The organism is Pseudomonas sp. 02C 26 (assembly GCF_002843585.1).
GTDB lineage: Bacteria > Pseudomonadota > Gammaproteobacteria > Pseudomonadales > Pseudomonadaceae > Aquipseudomonas > Aquipseudomonas shirazensis.
Genome location: NZ_CP025262.1, coordinates 3132641 through 3149992, shown reverse-complemented (window position 1 = coordinate 3149992; position 17352 = coordinate 3132641). Strand labels below are relative to the sequence as shown.

Genomic DNA, 17352 nt, shown 5'->3' with positions numbered 1-17352 from the left:
CTATCTAGCCCAATGAGAGTGCTGTCAATGCCAAGCATGATATCAGATTGCTACTTTGGTTGGTTGGCGGACATTGGGGGCTGCAGCCGAAGCCGTCAAGGCGACATCTAGACCATCCATCAATTTTCAAGACTGCAACGCTAGGAAGGGGTTGTCCTTTGGTGGATCGCGACTTAGCGTTTGGTGGCTACGCAACAAATAGCCATTCAATGAGGAGGATTTGCGGCGACCCTGCACTGCGCAGGTCCATACGTTTTGGCCATTGGGCTTTTTCAGATGTAGATCCAGTTTCTGAAATTGATGTTGGAGAACTCGCCAGGCTTCGCTTTCAGGGTTTTCCGCTGCTAGCTCTGGATGCTCCGCAGCGTAACGCTGGAAAATGCCCGGCGTGACCAGGAAAAAGGTGCCGTCCACGGTGTGGACCTTGGCTTTGCTGTCGTTGATTACTAAGCGATGAGTTTGGATTCCGTCTCGCAGCCACTCGAGAAAGGCCAGCCCCACGGCATCCTGTGATTGCGCAGCGGCAGTTTTCAGGGATCCCGTATTTGATCCAGTCTCGAACTCGGCTGGCTCCTGCAGCATGTCCATCAGATCGTCGAGATAGTCGAAATCCTGATTCAGCGGCAAGGAAGTTGGTAGTTGTTCTTCCGCACGTGCCTGCGGTCGCTCTAGAGCCGACTCGCTGGCTTCACTTGTCTGAAGGGGATGGCCCATCATCGGCTCAATTGTGCCAGCGAAGCATTCTGGACGTGGTTCACCGGCCCAGATCAGGCTCGGCTTCAGGCGGATGAATGTGAAGCGATGCTGCCAGTCACCGTCCGTGACAATGGCGTTCCAAACCGCCTTGCCTTCCGGTGTCGCTTCCACCAATCCATGGGACTGCAGTTCATCGAACAAGGCGATGTTTGAAGAGGGAACCCCGTCCACGGCCTGAGCCAGCAGATGCGCCCGTAGCTTGTCGGTCGTGGTCTTGCTGACCAGCCAAAGGTGGTCTTCGGTGAACCAGCCGGCCGCGCCGGGCTGGTTGAGCTTGAACTCGTTCTTGACCAAGTGGCGCAGACCCGTCAGCAGATGATGCTGCAGCGAGTGCTTGGGCGCCTGCAGAGCCTTCGCGGGATTGCCACCGATGTTCTGTGCGGTGGACACTCGGTCCGCTTGCAGTACCAATTCCCCGAGGGTCCCAGCGTGCTCGTAGTGGTCGGCGAGCAGGAACAGCAATTGACTCCACAATTCGGGGTAATCGCTGAGCCAGTCGAGCAGGGCTGACGGCAAGAGCTGCGTATAGAGCAGCCCGGCTGCGGAACCGTGCAGCTTGTAATTGCGGTCGGGGTTGTAGCGGAATCGGTAGGGCTGGTTTATGGGACCGTGCCAGGGATGCCAGCGTTCGGCATTCTGATACTCCACCTGCAGGTCTACGGCGATTTTGCCGATGTCATGCAGCAGGGCACCGTAGGCAATCGCGGCGCTCCAGGCATCGGCCTGTGCGGCCTGATCTTCCGGTGCAGCGCCACTGGGGAGGAGGTAGGACTGGCGCAGCTTCAAGCTGCAGGCCACCAGCTCCAATCCGTGATCGAGCATGCCCCCGGGATAGGCGTGATGATGGCTTTCGCTCGCCGGGAGTTGCTGTACGAAGCTGGCGTAGCGGCGGATGGGCTCGAGGTAGAGCCGATCAAACTGCGCTTCGGAGAGGGCCGTGTACTGCCAGATGCGTTCGAGCAGCCTGTTCCGGTGATCTACGTCGAGCAGAGATTCGGCCGACTGGGTGAGCATGAAGCCCTCGGCGATGGGCGTAGAGGTGGGCTCTGCCGCCTCACCTTTTCGAAATGTTAACCACCAGCGTTTCATCGCATGACCTGCTGTTCGTTCGGGAGGTCCTTTTGCCTTTTCGGATAGAGCTCTTACCCTTGCGCCCCCTTCCATTGCCGCCGTTACCCTTTACCGCCTTGGCCCTTTTCACGCGTGTGATAATTCGAAGCCAGGCGCATCGGGATCGGCGGCCGATCGGAATAGCGGTCCCTTTGTTCAGGGCGTAGACTGCCCGGCATCATTGCTAGAGCAGGGGCGCGGATGACGTTGAGTGATGCGGTATTGATCGTGTTACTGGCCGATCGAATTCATGGTACTGATGCGGCCATCCGGTCAGCGGCCAAACGTTGTGCGAAAAAGCTGCCCCGCAGCCAGCGCGATATCGTGTTCAAGATTGGGAACAGCGCAAACCCGTGGCAACTTGTGGCGCACCTGTGTCAGCACTTGAGTGATTGAGCGTCCAGATGAGGTCTTTTAACCAACCCTGTGCAAGAGCGCGTGTGCTTTAAGTAAATCCTCGGCTAACTCCGCGGTCTCAGTTATTATCCCTGCACTTGTCCCACGCCTAGGAAGATTATTCATGTCCAAACTTGCCGAGTTCAAAGCACTGGAAGCGCAACTGGCCGCGCAGCTGCAACAGCTGGATGCCATGAAAAACGACTCCGGTTTGAAGCAGGAAATCGAGTTTGAACAGAAACTCAAAGCGTTGCTGGAAGAGTACGGCATGGGCCTGCGCCAAGTGGTCAGCATTCTCGATCCAACCAAGGGCCTGAATGTAGCGACCGCGAGCGCGTCCAGCAGCACTCAGCGTAAGCCTCGTGAGGTGAAGCGCTACAAGAATCCGCAGAGCGGTGAGGTTGTGGAAACCAAGGGGGGCAACCACAAGATCCTCAAGCAGTGGAAGCAGGAGCATGGCTCGGACACCGTCGAGAGCTGGTTGCAGTAATCACTGGCTTCCTGCCTGCGGCCAACGCCGCGCAGCAGATAAAACAAAGGCCCCAGATCGGGGCCTTTTTGCTGGGTGAATGAAATCAGGCGGTGAGACGTGTAGGGGTATCCGTGGCTTGAGCGGACTGCAAGGCCAACAGGTACTCAGAGGCTTCCCGGGCCTGACCACTGGCGCGGAAAATGGCTCGTTTGTCCTCCTTGAGTATCTTCAGCCAGGACGCCAGGTATTCATCGTGACGCAACTCACCCGTGGTACCGGTGAGTGCGCAGAGAAACGCGGCGCCCATTTCTGCGACCAGCTCCTCGAAGGCATACGCCGTGGAGCCGAATGCATGCCCGCCGGTGATGCCTTCCCGATTCAGACGAGTGCGATGGCCCGACCAGTGCGTGAGCTCATGCAGAGCCGTTGCATAGTAGCTGCCGACGTCTTCGAACTGCGCCTTGGTAGGCAGCTGAATCAAATCACGAATCGGCTGATAGAACGCGTCATCGCCGTAGCGATGCTCGATGCGCGCCCCGCTGGCGACCAGCAGATGCTCGGCCGGAGCATGATCGATGAAGGTCGTGGGCTCGGCGTGCTCAGCGGACTCTGGCTCCTCGCCCGGTAAGCCTTCGGTCTGTTCGATGTTGAACAGGCAGTGCGTCCGCAGCAGCGCAAACTGCACCATCTTGATGTTGCCCTGTTCATCACGAAAGACTTGGCCGTCCTCGTCGTGCGCTTCCTTGCTCATCGGTTTGTACAGCACCGCGAGGGTGGATTGCTCGCCCTTGCGCACATGGCCGCCGGCTTTGCGCGCCTGGTTGTACGTGAGCCAGCGATCTTGGGTGAAGCCTCGCAGTCGCGCCTCCGCCCACAGCAGCGGAATGTTGATGCCGGCGTAGGGACGCTTGGTAATGGCGTTGATGGGAAAAGGGCCGTCAACGCTTGAACCTGTGGTGGTCCAGGGCTTGATCCAGGGGATCACGCCTTGGCTAAGGGCGTTGACGATCTTATTGGTGACGTCCAGATAGATGTCGGACATGACGTTCTCCGATTGTGAAGGGGAACGCCACCCCATCCGGGAAGTGTTCCCGGTTGGGGTAAGGGCAGAGGAAGTGCTGGTCGTGTCAGAGGACCGTGAGATCCACCGAATGCTCAGCTGGCAAGCGGATGTGCAGGAAAGAAGGGGCGCTACGTGGCGTGATGTGGGCCAACTGCAAGAGCGAAAGTTGTTCGGCCGCAGGTGGCGCGACGTCCTGTGGCAACTGAATGTGCAGATCAGTTGGGCAGGGTGACGAATGAGTAGCAGCCGCCAGAGCACTAGTGAGCAGGATGGACAGACGTTGTGCTACCTGATCTGCGGAGACGTTTCCTGGGCCAGGCTTCATGAGTTGCTGCCATACGCCAGGACTGAGCACGATGGCCGTGGAGAGGCTGCAGTGGCTTGACATGAGTACCTCCGGGGTAGAACTCGCGAGCACCTCAGTCGAAGTGTGGGGGGCTTAGTCGATGTAAATATTGCAGCGAGCAGGGAGTGCCTAAGCAGTAAAAAACCTATGTGGAGCGCTGGTCAATGGCCACTCAGGAACATCACAAATACGCCTATCCAGAGCGTTCCAAGGAAGGCTGGAAGCTTTAGCTTTCTGATAAATGGCGACCTCGGATGGAGCGGAAGGCAGCCGGAAAGGCGCTTCCAGAGGTCCCGACAGCGAGCCCTCTGAAAGCGCCTGTGACTTAGGTCGGTGGTTAAGATTTTTCCGTCGGCTCGACCTCGGCGGCCAAGTACAGGTGAGTGGAGGTGGCTTCGACCACCAAAGATCCTGCTGTCCCGCGAAGACTGGCCAGGACAGGATCTTCGATGTCTAAGTACTCAGCGAAATCGTCACCGCCGAATTCGTCTTTAGCGCGATTCCACCAGGTATCGAAGTCGTCGACCTCGGGGTTGCAGCCAATGGCATACGCCACTCGCTTGCGGCCGCTTCCATCGGGTTTGCTCTCGCCGATCTCGGCCATCAGGTAGATGCCGTGATCCTTGACTAGCATCACTTTGCAGCCATTGACACCGGCCTCGGCCAACACCGCGTGAAGTTCAGAGCCTGTGAAGCGCAGCATGATGAAATCCTCCAAGAGGTGCGGAGGAATGCTTCCCGTGCGGGAGAATTCCCAGCACTGGAATGGTTTGAGTAGGCGCGTCGAAGATGCAGGCTTTGGAAGCCTGGGGATTTAGAGGGCGTTCATCACCGCGGGAACGGTGACCATGCGAGCTGCCGAACGCGAATCGCATTTGGGGACAACCATCACATGTGTGACGTAGCTTTTAAGGTTATGGCTACCTGGGATGCTGGATAACCAGCGATTGCACTTATTCAATATCAGGCAGGTTGGTTGTGGTCAATGGTCGGGCAGATGCAGATTCAGGCGTCGTGTCCGCATTGTTCCATGACGGTGTTTCAGTCCGCTACTGAACGATGAGCGGTGCTGTTCGTGGGGCGGAAAGGAGTAGACTTGAATCTTGGATCCAACGGGCTATCTGCCTGTGGGAGGTACAAGATGCGTAGCCAAGTCCGTCCTCATTCATTTTCGGGCCGTATAGGTTCGAGCCTTGGAGCAGCCTGGCGAAATTTGGCCTCCAAGTTAGTTAGCTCTCAGAGCCCGGCCCAAGCTCCATGTAGAAAGTTTTTGGTTATGGCAGCCAGCAAGTTACTTTGCGTGTTTGGTCTTGTTGCTGTCGCTCTTTCATTTATTTTGCTGATCGTCACCAGTCTGGCATTTGCGCTAGTTCGTAGCTGGTGGGAGAGCGCCGAATCTGTGGCGAGTCGAGAAGAATCAGTCCCAGACTCTCTGGGTGCTGACCTCTATATTGGCGATTATGATAGCAACGGCCATTACATAGGTGACTTTAAGTCACCTGATTGATTTCTTACCGGCACTCGTCAATTGCGCTGTGCCTTTGCTTGCAGCGTCGGTTGCATTCTTGCCGCCACTTGCCAGCATGCTCTGGATCCCGTTACCCACGGCATAACCTGCCCAGCTCATGGTGCCCACGAACAACGCTGGCAAGACAATGAACATTGAGCCCATGACGTACTCGATCACCTGCGCGGTGACAGTCCCGTCCATGAATCCGGCCGTCGGCAACGACAACAGTGCCTGGTCTGTGACTGACACTTGGTTGTATAGCGTTTCCAGCATGCTCGAATCGACCCAGCGCGCAAGCTCCCACCAGAACGTCAGCATGTGGAGGGTGAACAGTGCGAACGTGATCGTCATCAGCGCCTTCAATTGGTAGGTGCTGATCAGTAGGACCAGTGGCAAGCTGATTATCGTGCCCATGATCAGGAAGGCCTGGACCATGGGTAAGGCTGCACGCAAGGCATTCATCGCCGGGAAATTGCTGAAAGAACCCAGGGCCAGGCCGGTGTTGGTGGCCAGGTTGTTGAGCCCTTGCGTCAGTGAGCCGCCCCTGGCACTGCTGCCGTAGTCCTGGAACACCTGCCCAGGCGCCATGCTCAATGACTGTTGCCGCGGGCTCACCAGCTCTCGCAAGGTAGCGTCTTCGATCTCGGTGGTGGTGCGTCCAGTCAGCCAGCCCCGCAACTGCGACATCAGCGATGGATCGACCTCGGCCACCAAGCGATCACGTAATCCAATGGTGCCATCGCTCCACCACTGCTTGCAGGTGGGATAACCAGCACCGTTGTCGAGCTGGGGCAGCGAGGTATCTCTCGTCTCGTCGTATGGCCAATCGACCCTGGGCATTCGCGAGCGATCGGTGTCGTAGTAGCCCGGTGTGTTGAGCAGGTAGGTCGAGCCAATCCAGGACGCGTCGTAGCTCTGGGATTCGTCCAAATCGGGCCGATTGGTGAACAGCCGTGAGCGCGAAAAGCCGTAGCAGTCTCGGGTGAAGTCGGCGACTTCCTGCAGCAGTACCTGGTCGTTGATCCGCGAGCTGTCGATCTCCATACGCATTGCGCGGATGTCGGGTGCGCACGGGATCGAAGCCGTGGCAGCGGCGGTGATGCCTTTGCTCATGGTATGCACTAGGAACCACCACACCGGGACATTCGCTGACTTCTCGCCGATGGTGTTGAAGGTTGTGCCCCAGGCCGTGTCCGCGGGCTTGGCCATGGACACGCCACACCGCTGGCTGGCAGCATCGTCAAAGCTCACGGATGAAAGGTTTAGCGGGAAAAACGGCATGCAGCCAAACAATATGACCACGTAGCTCATCCACAGCCGGTTCTCGACGCGTGGGATCGACAACAGCCCCTTGTTGCCCTCGTCTGCGCCTTGCTGGCGGGCCGACAGCCATTCCTGCAGGATGATTGCACCGAAGGGCGCGGCGAACAGCCCTGTGTCTGCCAGCGTGTTCCAGATGCCGTTGTTGATGATCCAGGCCAGCAGCGACAGGTAGTACTCGAGATAGCTGTTGGTGCTCATGTTCATGTCTGCACCTCACACGCGAGACAGTTCGACCAGGATGATCGAGCTGAAGCCGATCAATCCCAGGCGCGTGAGCCGTTGCTGATCTGCAGCCGTGGGCCGCCTGCGCAACGCTGCGGCCCAGCCAGCAAAAATCAGGGTGTACAAGAGCGCGCGCCAGCACGCGAAGTAGGGCGTTGTCCCTCGCGCTGGTTCGAGCCAATTCAACTGACTCACGGACAGGTGCAGCGCCATCCATGCCATCAACAAGATGGCCAGCATGGTGCCGAGTATCATCAGTGCACGCCCGAGCGTGGACCGCATCCCAAACGAGATCATGGCGTGCTCCTCTCCTGCTCGGCTCGGCGCAGGCGATCCGGCTCCGGATCGCGCTGATCGATGCTACGCGAGGCGTCGGCGCCGCCGGCGTGGCGATCGAGGACCAGGCTGGCGGTGTTCGTGGCCAGCGACTGGCGCACCTGCAGCTCGGTTTGCAGCAGGTGGATCTCGCGCTCAAGGGTTTCGACGTTGCCATTGAGGGCGCTGGTGGCGGGCTGTGCTGAGGCCACGTTAGGCTCATGGCTGCCGGCAAACAGCGTGCGCTGCAGCAGCATCGCCTTGTAGATCACGCTCGATAGTGCGGTTTCGCTGGCCAGGCGCCGGGCCAGCAGGTTCTGGTCGGGGTCGTCGCGTAGCCCCTCGATGACACCGCGGGAGACCTGCAACAACGGGCTAGAGACTTTGCCGAGGTTCTCCGGCGTGGGCTGCTCGGCGCCTGAAACCATGCGTTGCAAGCCTTCCAGGTTTTCCGTGTAGGTCTCCTGGATCAGCGGCGACAGGCCGGTACCGGCAGTTACCCGCAGCGTCTCGCAGTCGTCACAGGTCTGAACCTCGGTTTCCCCGAGCACACGCGTCGCCCACTCGGAGGCCTCCTCGGGACTCGACCAGGCTTGGCAGATGGCGCCATTCTGACAACCTGAACCCAGAGCTGAGGTATCCTCGACCGCCCGGTTGTGCAGCAGGTTGTAGCCGGCCTTGACCACGTCCGACGTCACCCGGATGGGTTGCTGGCCGTTGCCACCCGCTTTCTGCCCGCCGACCCAACTGACGCCGTTGTTGCCGTTGTTCGCTTCGGTGTCCTTCACCGCCGTCACGGCGTCACCGCCGGACTGCTCGAGGTTGTGCTGCATCTCCTGGTTCTGCGCCAGCGCGCCCCAGCCGGCCTGGTCGACCTTGTCGGCCATCTTCGCCGCCATTGCCTGGCAAGTGAGCTTGGAGCGATCAAAGTCGATCCGTCCCTGCAGCACTCCGTTGCTCAGCAGCTCATACAACCCGGGGTTGGCCCGCTGGATGATCATCGCCGGCAGCGACATGACGGCCTGCGTGGCGTTCTGGATGACGTTGCCCATGATTTGCTGGAAGCCCTGGGTGGCGCCATTGAGCTGGTTCTGCAGGGTGTTCGAGAGGTTCATGTTTCCGCACATCATGTTGGCGCGCCAAGACATGCCCACGCCAAGGCCATTGGGTCGGTAGAGCGAGGAGGGCGCTCCTGCCGCTGAACCCCCGCCGATGGTATACATCACCCGGTCGTCCAGCACCGGAGCCTGGTCACCAAGGTGGTAGCCGTTCTCGGCGGCGTGGCCCACGGTATAGACGAGGAAGCACAGCAGACCGAGCGCGAGGGTCTTCATCATTGGCCTCCGTCAAAATCGATACTGAACAGGAAGGTCTGGCCCATGCGCTGGCAGCAGCGGTAGGGCCGCCACAGCGACCAAGCATAGGCGCCGTCGGCGCTCTGGATCGTTGGGCTGGGGAAGATGGCGCAGGTGCCTTGGATCACCGGCGTGAGCAATTGCCAGCGGTGGTTGTTGACGTTGTTCTCAATCACCGGCTGTGGCGGCCAGTAGCCGGGCGCAGGCATCGGTTGCAGCGGCAGGTAGACATGCGGCTGGCCAACGCGGGTGATGAAGTCGCTAGCGCGCTGTGCCATTACGGCACCCGCCTTGAAGTCGTCGTGCTGCACCAGAAATCCGTGGCGTGGATAGACGCTACCCCACATGTCGCCGAGCGCCTGGTTGCCGATCTCGCGCATTCCCGGCACCAGTGCCTGCGGGTAGACGGATTCGGGAATGGCCTGGCGCCACGCCAGCGGGTCGAGCGTGCTGAGGTAGTAGGGTGCAAACGGCACGGCACCGCTAGGGCAGGCATAGCCGAACGAGTGCGCCAAGGCTGTCAGGGCAGCGCCCCCGGGATGCCCGATGCCATCGACATTCTTGAACCGTGGCAGGTTGTCGCGCTGCGGGGAAGGCGTGATCAGGTTGCCACCCCCTTGTGATGCTGGCGTCGGTGCCGACAGTGCCGACATCTCGCTCCAGGGGTTGGCGCCGGTGTCGGCGTAACTCGACACCACCAGCTCGGGAATGAAGTGCCGTATCTTCGGCGAGGTTCGCACCGTGCAACCGAACGGCGTGCACAGCAGCCAGTAGCAGATGCCGACGACCCGGTACTCCAGGCACTGCAGCGAAGTGACGGAGGCGATGATGGTCGGGGTGGTCAGTGCCAGGCACTGCTCGGCGGCGAGCAGAAGAGCTGCCGCAGTGAAGGCACGACCACGGCGAGCCGTTCTGAATTTTGGCGCTTTATTTCGGATAAAGGCGGTGACGTTCATGGGCAACGCTCGGCAGGTGACAGCGGTGTGCGTCCATGCGCCAAGTTTCAGCATCCCGGATCTAACACCGCGGGAGGGCGGACAAACCGAGCCCGGGTTGATCGATTTCGTCGGACGCTCGATCTAGCGACGCGAGATAAGGAAAATGATGTTGGGGTACAAATGTGCTCTGTACGAGTTCTGGGGGTGATGCACCTCTTATGGCGCGTCACCAGCGCATAATCCGGCGCCTGGGATAGCATGTATTTATGCCGATGATCGGGAAAACCGTCGACATCATGATGGAGTGGCCAATATTGGTGATAGTCGGCCAATTGCCGTTGGTGGTAGCGTTGCAGTATTACCAGGCATCGTCGGTGTTGCCCCAGTTGGCAGAGCGGATGTCCAATTTCTGCAAATTTTCTGCGATACAGGGATGTACTAGTGCGAGCTACCCATCCGACATTGAGGTAAGGAATGTATCAAGTCATAGGGGTTACCAAGACTCTTGGGTATTTCGCTACCACATGCGTGGTAGTTTTCCTGATCATGCATTACAAGGACATCTCTACGCTGGTCGCAGGGCCTCTGATTGATCTTGGTCGTCCGATCTCCTCAGCGGTCACCATCGGCGCCGGCGTTTTTTGGGTGCTAGGTCAAAGCCCTCTGTTCGCTTGGTTGTGTCGGGCGCCCCTCATTTGCAAGTACCTTCCCCCTATTGAAGGGGACTGGGACATGCAGCTGAAATCCAATTGGGGGATCAAGCAAAAGTGGTTGGGACAGGGCGATGGGACTTCGCTCATCAGCGTACCCGGCAAGGTCAAAATTACCGCGCGACTGTTCAGCGTTAAGATGGAGTTCACGTCCGCGAATGGATATTCCGAGTCCAAGACCATCAGCGTCTCCGTACGGCCCAGCGACCAGACTGGCCTCTTGGAGCTGAACTACATGTTCATCAACTACACCCAAATTCCGGTGGCTACCGACACCAACACCCATACCGGCGCTGGCCGGGTGTTCGTTAAGGAGTCGGATGGCGAGCTGTACATGGAAGGGACTTACTTTACCGATCGCAAATGGACTGAGGGCCTTAACACTGCGGGGCAGGTCACTCTCACAAAAGCTAAAGCACCATAAAGTCTCACCGGGCATGAAGCGAATTACGCGATTTCACTATATGTGGTGTCTTGTCTAGCCTATTGCTCTACATGTTGTGTAGGTGGCACAATGGCATTCCACACGTGTCATCGAGCATGGTAGCTGACAAACCGGGAAGGACTGCACCCTTTGGAATACGTGGTTGGCGTAGGGTGGCAGTGACGAGATTCAAGGACGCATAAGCGCTCGGTAATCTCGATGTGAAGGTCAGCAGTTGCTGGAGGCACCGTTCATTTGGCGACTGAGCGGAGGCTTCATGCCCAATTTTAGTCCTTTGCTGTTCACTACAACCGGGGAAGCATGCTTCCTTGACCAGCTTGATCTAGCACCCGAAGAGCTGTCCCGTATTGATAATGCACGGAAAGACATCCGGGAAGCCTTGAAGGCCGATCTTCCCGGAGCTCTTCGCGATAAAGGCCTGGAAGGCGATATCTGTGAACCTCGGTTTTACATCCAGGGTTCGCGTGCTTACAAAACCCTAAACAGCCCTTGCACGACCCCTCCTCAGCAATCAGATATCGATGACGGCGTTTACCTGCCTCTTAGTGTCATGCGTGAGGAGAGTAGTCCGAAGCTTGCAATCGCCTTGTTCTTTGATGCAGTCCTGGACGTCCTTCGTCCTATGTGCGCTGAACGGGGCTGGCATACCGAGAGCAAAGACACCTGCGTTCGCGTAACCATCTCCCCTTACGCGCACATTGACCTACCGCTGTACGTGATCCCCGACACGCTGTTCCAGCAGATCAAGGCGAACATGGAGAGCCGCGGGCATGCGGTTTTCGATAGCGCGATCAACTCCGAGCGCGATAGCTGGAAGACCCTGCCTTCGGACAAAATCCTGCTAGCTGACCGCAAGCAGGGCTGGCGTAAATCTGACCCCATGGCAATGAAAAATTGGTTCAAGCGCGAGTGCCTGGAAAAGGGTGATCAGTTGATCCGCGTCGTCCGGTACCTGAAGGCATTCCGGGACAAGCAGTGGGAAGAGAAGGGGCCGAGTTCGATCCTCCTCATGGCCGCAGCCTGCCCACTGTTCGAGTACTTCGACAAGCGCGATGACCGCTCGCTGCTCAATGTGGTGAAGGGCATTCCGGACGCTTTGCGCAACGGTGTCGCTAGCCCCATCGATTCCACCGCATCGCTCACTGCACACATGCCCAAAGAGGCCATTGCTGACGCAGTTGAATTTTTCGAAGAGTTCGCCCGGCACCTGGAAGGCGCCATCAATGCAACTGATGCCACTACAGCCAATAACTGGTTGCATAAGATGCTAGGTGACCGTTTCCCTTACGCCCCTCACCGCATGAGGTCGAGCCCTGAGGGCATGCCGGCATCAATGGCTGCGATCGCTCCCTTGGCTGGTCCTGCAGAGCCTGTGAAACGCACCAAGGCAGGCTGAGCCATGAGCGCCATGCAGGAGGTGTTGCGTCACATGACGGCCTGGGGGTTCACCAAAATGGAACCCCAGCCCCATGCAGCCTGGCTTGTGATGACTGGAGAATTGTCGACTCCTACCCAGGGCAATGTGCCATGCGAAGTGTGGATAGACCATTCATTCGAACGGCCTCTGAAGCTGTGGGTCACCAAGCTACCAAGGTCGCTTCCGCGGCTGGTGCCGCACCTTGGGCCGGATGGGTATCTATGCTACGCCGCGCCCGGGACGCAGGTGATCGATATGTACGATCCAGTTGGACAGATTCGGACATCCTTGCTGCAGGCTGCAGAGGTTCTGGAGCAGGTTCTGGCGGGGAAGATGAAAGAAGATCTCCAGGAAGAGTTCTTCGTCTACTGGGATGGTATCTACTGCTTCCATGACGTCGAAAGGCGTACGTCTGGCCGGGCTGAGTTGCTTCAGCTATCCGACAACAAGATGTTCGTGCTCACTGACGATGTTGATCGCAGTCGTGCCAAGTTCGCACGCCCAGGGCGCAAGATTGATGAGTTCATCTCCCAGATAGCGCTCATTACATCCAGCGCAGCCCCGAGACCGCTGCAGGAGAACTGGCCACCGAAAACGGTCAGTCAGATTCTCGACTGGCAACACGAGATGGATGAAGCCTGCCGGCGCAAAATTCGCGACAAAATCATCGCAGCTTACCGCGATAAAGCACCGGGCCTACTGATCGTCATCGAGTCCGAGAAGACGGGATACAGCTACGGTTTTATCGTGCATGAGCTTCAGCGCAACCGTCCAAGTGACCACCGTGCGTGTGATCAGCGCATCCCCATTTTCGACTGCCCCATAGAGCCCGTGCAGATGCTGCGGCTCGATGATAAATACCTGGCGGAGCGCAACATTCCGGGGCGTACAACCCTCGCCGGTAAGCGCATCGGTTTGGTCGGGTGCGGCACCATCGGCGGGTTTCTTGGCGAAATGCTCATCAAAGCCGGTGCCGGAACAGGTGGGGGAGAGTTGCTGTTGATCGATGACGATCTGGTGATGCCACAGAACCTAGGGCGTCACCGATTAGGCTTCAACTATCTCTTCAAACCCAAGGCACAAGCGCTTGCGGAAGAGCTCAAAATTGTCCTGCCGAGTGCCCAGGTACGCGGGTATAACAACGACGCCAAGGACGTAAATTTGGCTGACTTGGATCTCATCATTGATGCTACCGGAGAGGAGGCCTTCGGCCACTGGCTCGCTAAAGCGTCATCCTGTCCAACCTTGCATATCTGGATCGAGGGAGCTGGTGTTGCTGTGCGCTCGCTGATCAAGCACCGCGCGGAGCAAGGTTGTTATCGGTGCCTGACTGAAGCAAATAGACAAGGCGAGTTGTTGTCGGTCAATGGTGGTGTAGAGCCAATTTTCGCAGGGCAGGGGTGTGAAGGGTTGTACGTGCCTTTCCCTGCATCGGTCTCGATTCAAGCAGCAGCGTTGGCATTGGATACTGCTTTGGCATGGGTCGCGAACAAGCCTTGGCCCACCCTGACGACTCGGCTGGCGGATTACAGCTACGAACCGGCAACCCCTGACTGCTCACCATTGCCATATATGGGATGTCCAGCATGCCGTTCGTAACGACTTGGGTTGTGCCTGGTACCCAGCAGATGGTGTATCTGCGTGAGCAACCCCTAGAGGTCTTCAGTCGCTATATCCAGGAAGGAGTCGACTCAACGGAGGCTGGTGGGATATTGCTTGGCCATGTTCGCGGTGAGCATCTGGAGATCGTTGAAGCGACTGAGCCCTCGTTTTGGGACAGGCGTTTCAGATTTCTTTTCGAGCGAATGCCTTACTTTCACCATAGGTTTGCCATGAAGCGTTGGAAGGAAAGCAACGGGCTAGTGAGGTACATTGGCGAATGGCATACCCATCCGCAAGCTCGTCCAACACCGTCATCAATTGACCTGAGGGAATGGCAGGCCTTAGCGGCGGATCGTGTCGACGGCAGGTCGCTCCTAGCCCTCATTGTTGGGAGGACCGATCTTCACGTGGAGTACATGTCGGGCACAGGTAAGCGCCATACTCTTGTGCATGCACATTTGAGTGAGTGGGATGAGTAGCGCATCTGAGGCAGACTGCCCCAGTAAATTTTTTCTAATCGTAAGCACCAGGGGTTATTTTCTAAAGCGCAGCCGAGCAGCTATGCTAGCGTAGCATTCAAGTATTGACTGCCTCACTCAGACCTATAATCAAGTCAGGATTTGATTTTTATGACGCTAACTCGATGGGCTATAACGTGACGTTGGGGCGATTTGCCGATCTGCTTGTAAATGTGGCGGCGCTCTCAGGAGAAGACTTTTCTGGGGTAGGTGTAATCGTGACGGAAGACGATGCCATTCTGCCTGCGTTCCCGATGCGTGTTGACGTAGCAGTAAATAGCTCAATGGATTCTGCGCATTTATTGGCAGAGATATCACATCTTGACAACGATTTACACGATGGTTTTCATATTCTGAATGCCGACCTGAAAATTGTCTCATTAGCACAGTATTTCTCTCCTCCGATTCCATCAGGTATTTTGCCGAATCGAGATCGCGCATTCGGAGGACGCTATTTGGCCGCTCTATTTGGGTCATTTTTGCCTGGTGTAATATTTACAGGGATTTCCACTCCGAAGCTTGGGGTTGCAATATTTAAAGATGGGAATGAAGTTTTTTTTCAAGGAGTGTAAATGTTTTCTACTCTGTCTCCTCTCAAAGCAATGGTTCTAGTTGCAAAGCTGTATGCTGGTTTCGTTGCTTTATTGGTCTTTATTTTGTTTTTCTGTGGTGTAGAGGTTACGCTGCAGCAAGCTCTCAGAATTGTAGGGGGCGGAGCGGTCGTATTAGAGATTTCGTTGTTTTTGCTTGGTAGCTTCCTTTGGAGAAAGATTTGGGGGCGCTATCCGGCGCTAAATGATTGGGTTTTTCCTGATTTGAATGGCATGTGGGATATGGATATTACTTATTTGTGGGATGGTAAAGAAGGCTCGACAAAAGCAGTCGCGACTATCAAGCAAACCTTGTTCTCGGTCAGCATGGAGGTTCACTCTGATACTTCTGATTCTGAGACGCTTGTAGTGAAAACTATAAAGGACGCTAACTCTGCTCGTCCTGTTCTTTACTATTTCTACAGGATTGTTCCTAAGGTTTCAAAAGGTGTGGTTGGGAGTGGCTATGAAGGAGCTTCCATTCTAAAGCTCTATGGGCACGAGGGAGGTGTCTTAAGGGGTAACTATTTTACAAGCAATAACAGTCAGGGGTGTTTTTCTTTGGCTAGAAGGTAGTGCTTGATTTAATTGTTTTTCCCAGAAATAGCTTGTTTGCTTGATTCGAATTGGACGCGTTGCAATGGGAATTTTGCGCTGCTAGGCGCGGGTTAAAGATTAGCTTGGTTTTATGTGAATACGAATTGGTGACCAGAATCAGAGCTTAAGTACCTTCGTGTCGAGGCAGATCACCTCTATCAGACCGTGATCCACTAAAAGCTACTTAAAACGGGCCTCTTAGAAGAGACGAAGCATTGGTGGCGGTTGCAGGCACGATGACGTTGGCCTCTGATCTATGCTGCAGCACCACATAAGAAAGACTAGGAAGTTAAGGCCTCGACTACTACCACTACGACCCAAAATTGTCAAACTCGGGAGAATGGAAGTCATGCAGATGGTACCAGTTCGGTCTTCAGCGATCACCGCTGTGGGCTACGACGCAGCCACTCGCAGAATGAAGATCGCATTCAAGCAAGGTCGCACTTATGACTATTGCGGTGTGCCATCAGAGGTGTATCAGGGGTTGATAAATGCCAGATCCGTGGGAACTTATTATGATCGGGTCATTCGCGACCGCTATCAGTGCTGACTATAGCGATCCACTGAGAAGGTCAGCTTTGGATCGTTAGCTGCGTGTCGTGGATGATCGACCCATGGCAGACCTTGATAAAGTCACGCACAGAGCCTAGGAATCCCCCCAATGCTCGGGCATGCACCAGGCGGGCATGCTCAGATTGCTGATGAGACCATAGCGGGTAGTTCAAAGAGCGTTATTATTCATGTCCCTTGGGAGTGCGCTTTGGGTCCAGTCCTGGCAACCATGGTTACGTTAAATATCAGCACCGCGGACTGCCCCTGAATGCCATAGTGCCGTTGAGTCGCTTCGCAAGAAGAAGGCCCGCATTGGGCAGGCCTTTTTTTGATTGCCTTAGTCCAGCTCAACGACGGCCGAGTAGCCCAAGTTTACTCGGAACTTTTTGAAGCAGTCTCCGCAACTGAAAGATCTCCATATCGCGTCTAGTCGTACAGGGATATGTGCGTCGCACTTACATTTGAACCAGATGGTATCCACGGGAGTGATTACTTTGTTCCCTTGATCGTTGATCATTTTGTTGAACAGCTGGCCGCACTTGGTATTGCCACACACGACAAGCTGGCCGTTTTCAAATTCGCCTTCACCTGCGTACACTTTAGTCCCGCACTTAGGGCAGTCTGCATGACGTACGTTTTTGTATGCGACGATTGCCGTACTGGTTGTAACTCGTTCGAGCTCGCGAATAATTTCGTCAAGAGAAGATTTATCTGGTGGGCTATTTACAGCTTCTTTGGGGGCATGCAGATACGATCCAAGCTTGTTATAGTACTTACGAAATTTTGACCATTTTATTGCTTGTACTTTTCCGATGCTGCGCCATGTTTTAGGCTCTACATCTGGGTCTGTTTCTTCACCAATGGAAATATCCCCGCTTTGGTCGGACGTGGGATCAAACGAGGCTAGAGTTCTGATGATCTGATCTGCCCGCCATTCATTGGCAAGTGTGCCAGGTATAATGTCATCGTATTGCTTAAGCTGTCGATAGGCTACGGTTTCTAAGCAGAACCGTAGCTCCAAGCATGCATATTTGAAATCGCTCTCATCATCAGAGTTTAATAGTCTCTTGGCACGACCTAGCTTATTTGAAATGTTAAATAGATCCATTGCTAAA

Annotated in this window: 18 protein-coding genes; 10 read left to right on the top strand and 8 right to left on the bottom strand. The window is 56.1% G+C overall.

What is annotated here, in order from left to right; genetic code table 11:
* Positions 1 to 126: 126 nt before the first annotated feature.
* A complete protein-coding gene (gene mobH, locus CXQ80_RS14345) occupies positions 127 to 1845 on the bottom strand; it encodes a MobH family relaxase (protein ID WP_101320601.1) in 1719 nt (572 codons plus the stop codon).
* Positions 1846 to 2067: 222 nt separating this feature from the next.
* Between mobH and CXQ80_RS14340 the strand changes: the two genes are divergently transcribed.
* Positions 2068 to 2262 (top strand): hypothetical protein, encoded by a 195-nt coding sequence (locus CXQ80_RS14340; protein WP_101320599.1) that lies wholly within the window; start codon positions 2068 to 2070, stop codon positions 2260 to 2262.
* 124 nt (positions 2263 to 2386) lie between these two features.
* The gene (locus CXQ80_RS14335; protein ID WP_101320597.1) at positions 2387 to 2752 is read left to right on the top strand and encodes a histone-like nucleoid-structuring protein, MvaT/MvaU family; all 366 of its coding nucleotides are present in this window, start codon (positions 2387 to 2389) and stop codon (positions 2750 to 2752) included.
* Between the two features lie 85 nt (positions 2753 to 2837).
* On the opposite strand, the gene CXQ80_RS14330 is transcribed toward CXQ80_RS14335, so the two are convergent.
* Both CXQ80_RS14330 and CXQ80_RS14320 read right to left on the bottom strand, forming a co-directional pair.
* Entirely contained in the window at positions 2838 to 3776 is a 939-nt protein-coding gene (locus CXQ80_RS14330) for an ArdC family protein (protein WP_101320595.1), read from the bottom strand.
* Between the two features lie 704 nt (positions 3777 to 4480).
* Positions 4481 to 4846 (bottom strand): DUF3085 domain-containing protein, encoded by a 366-nt coding sequence (locus CXQ80_RS14320; protein ID WP_101320591.1) that lies wholly within the window; start codon positions 4844 to 4846, stop codon positions 4481 to 4483.
* 573 nt (positions 4847 to 5419) lie between these two features.
* Between CXQ80_RS14320 and CXQ80_RS24825 the strand changes: the two genes are divergently transcribed.
* Positions 5420 to 5650 carry a hypothetical protein gene (locus CXQ80_RS24825; RefSeq protein ID WP_178080771.1) on the top strand — a complete coding sequence of 77 codons (231 nt, stop codon included), beginning with the start codon at positions 5420 to 5422 and terminating at the stop codon, positions 5648 to 5650.
* Here CXQ80_RS24825 and CXQ80_RS14310 read toward each other — a convergent pair.
* From CXQ80_RS14310 to CXQ80_RS14295, 4 genes are read right to left on the bottom strand one after another with little or no spacing between them, the layout of a single operon-like run.
* Positions 5639 to 7180 carry a conjugal transfer protein TraG N-terminal domain-containing protein gene (locus CXQ80_RS14310; RefSeq protein ID WP_101320589.1) on the bottom strand — a complete coding sequence of 514 codons (1542 nt, stop codon included), beginning with the start codon at positions 7178 to 7180 and terminating at the stop codon, positions 5639 to 5641. The two genes, CXQ80_RS24825 and CXQ80_RS14310, sit on opposite strands and share 12 nt — an antisense overlap.
* Before the next feature lie 9 nt (positions 7181 to 7189).
* On the bottom strand, positions 7190 to 7495 hold the full coding sequence (locus CXQ80_RS14305; protein ID WP_101320587.1) for a hypothetical protein: 306 nt from the start codon (positions 7493 to 7495) through the stop codon (positions 7190 to 7192).
* Complete coding sequence (locus CXQ80_RS14300; protein ID WP_101320585.1) at positions 7492 to 8847, bottom strand: integrating conjugative element protein; 1356 nt, start codon at positions 8845 to 8847, stop codon at positions 7492 to 7494. Before CXQ80_RS14300 ends, CXQ80_RS14305 begins: the two co-directional genes overlap by 4 nt.
* Positions 8847 to 9824 carry a TIGR03756 family integrating conjugative element protein gene (locus CXQ80_RS14295; RefSeq protein WP_101320583.1) on the bottom strand — a complete coding sequence of 326 codons (978 nt, stop codon included), beginning with the start codon at positions 9822 to 9824 and terminating at the stop codon, positions 8847 to 8849. Before CXQ80_RS14295 ends, CXQ80_RS14300 begins: the two co-directional genes overlap by 1 nt.
* Positions 9825 to 10538: 714 nt before the next feature.
* Between CXQ80_RS14295 and CXQ80_RS14290 the strand changes: the two genes are divergently transcribed.
* From CXQ80_RS14290 to CXQ80_RS14265, 7 genes are all read left to right on the top strand, one after another.
* Positions 10539 to 10940, top strand: a complete 402-nt coding sequence (locus CXQ80_RS14290; RefSeq protein ID WP_371918878.1) for a hypothetical protein — start codon at positions 10539 to 10541, stop codon at positions 10938 to 10940.
* A 277-nt stretch (positions 10941 to 11217) separates the two neighbouring features.
* On the top strand, positions 11218 to 12357 hold the full coding sequence (locus tag CXQ80_RS14285) for a cyclic GMP-AMP synthase DncV-like nucleotidyltransferase (RefSeq protein WP_101320579.1): 1140 nt from the start codon (positions 11218 to 11220) through the stop codon (positions 12355 to 12357).
* A 3-nt stretch (positions 12358 to 12360) separates the two neighbouring features.
* Complete coding sequence (locus CXQ80_RS14280) at positions 12361 to 13977, top strand: ThiF family adenylyltransferase (protein WP_101320577.1); 1617 nt, start codon at positions 12361 to 12363, stop codon at positions 13975 to 13977.
* Entirely contained in the window at positions 13956 to 14459 is a 504-nt protein-coding gene (locus CXQ80_RS14275; RefSeq protein ID WP_371918877.1) for a Mov34/MPN/PAD-1 family protein, read from the top strand. Before CXQ80_RS14280 ends, CXQ80_RS14275 begins: the two co-directional genes overlap by 22 nt.
* Positions 14460 to 14563: 104 nt before the next feature.
* The gene (locus CXQ80_RS24755; RefSeq protein WP_157831756.1) at positions 14564 to 15070 is read left to right on the top strand and encodes a hypothetical protein; all 507 of its coding nucleotides are present in this window, start codon (positions 14564 to 14566) and stop codon (positions 15068 to 15070) included.
* A complete protein-coding gene (locus tag CXQ80_RS14270; RefSeq protein WP_101320573.1) occupies positions 15071 to 15664 on the top strand; it encodes a hypothetical protein in 594 nt (197 codons plus the stop codon).
* 277 nt (positions 15665 to 15941) lie between these two features.
* A complete protein-coding gene (locus CXQ80_RS14265) occupies positions 15942 to 16235 on the top strand; it encodes a KTSC domain-containing protein (RefSeq protein ID WP_371918876.1) in 294 nt (97 codons plus the stop codon).
* A gap of 339 nt (positions 16236 to 16574) precedes the next feature.
* Here CXQ80_RS14265 and CXQ80_RS24750 read toward each other — a convergent pair whose 3' ends face one another.
* Positions 16575 to 17345, bottom strand: coding sequence for a hypothetical protein (locus tag CXQ80_RS24750; RefSeq protein ID WP_157831755.1), 771 nt, complete (start codon positions 17343 to 17345; stop codon positions 16575 to 16577).
* Positions 17346 to 17352: the final 7 nt, after the last annotated feature.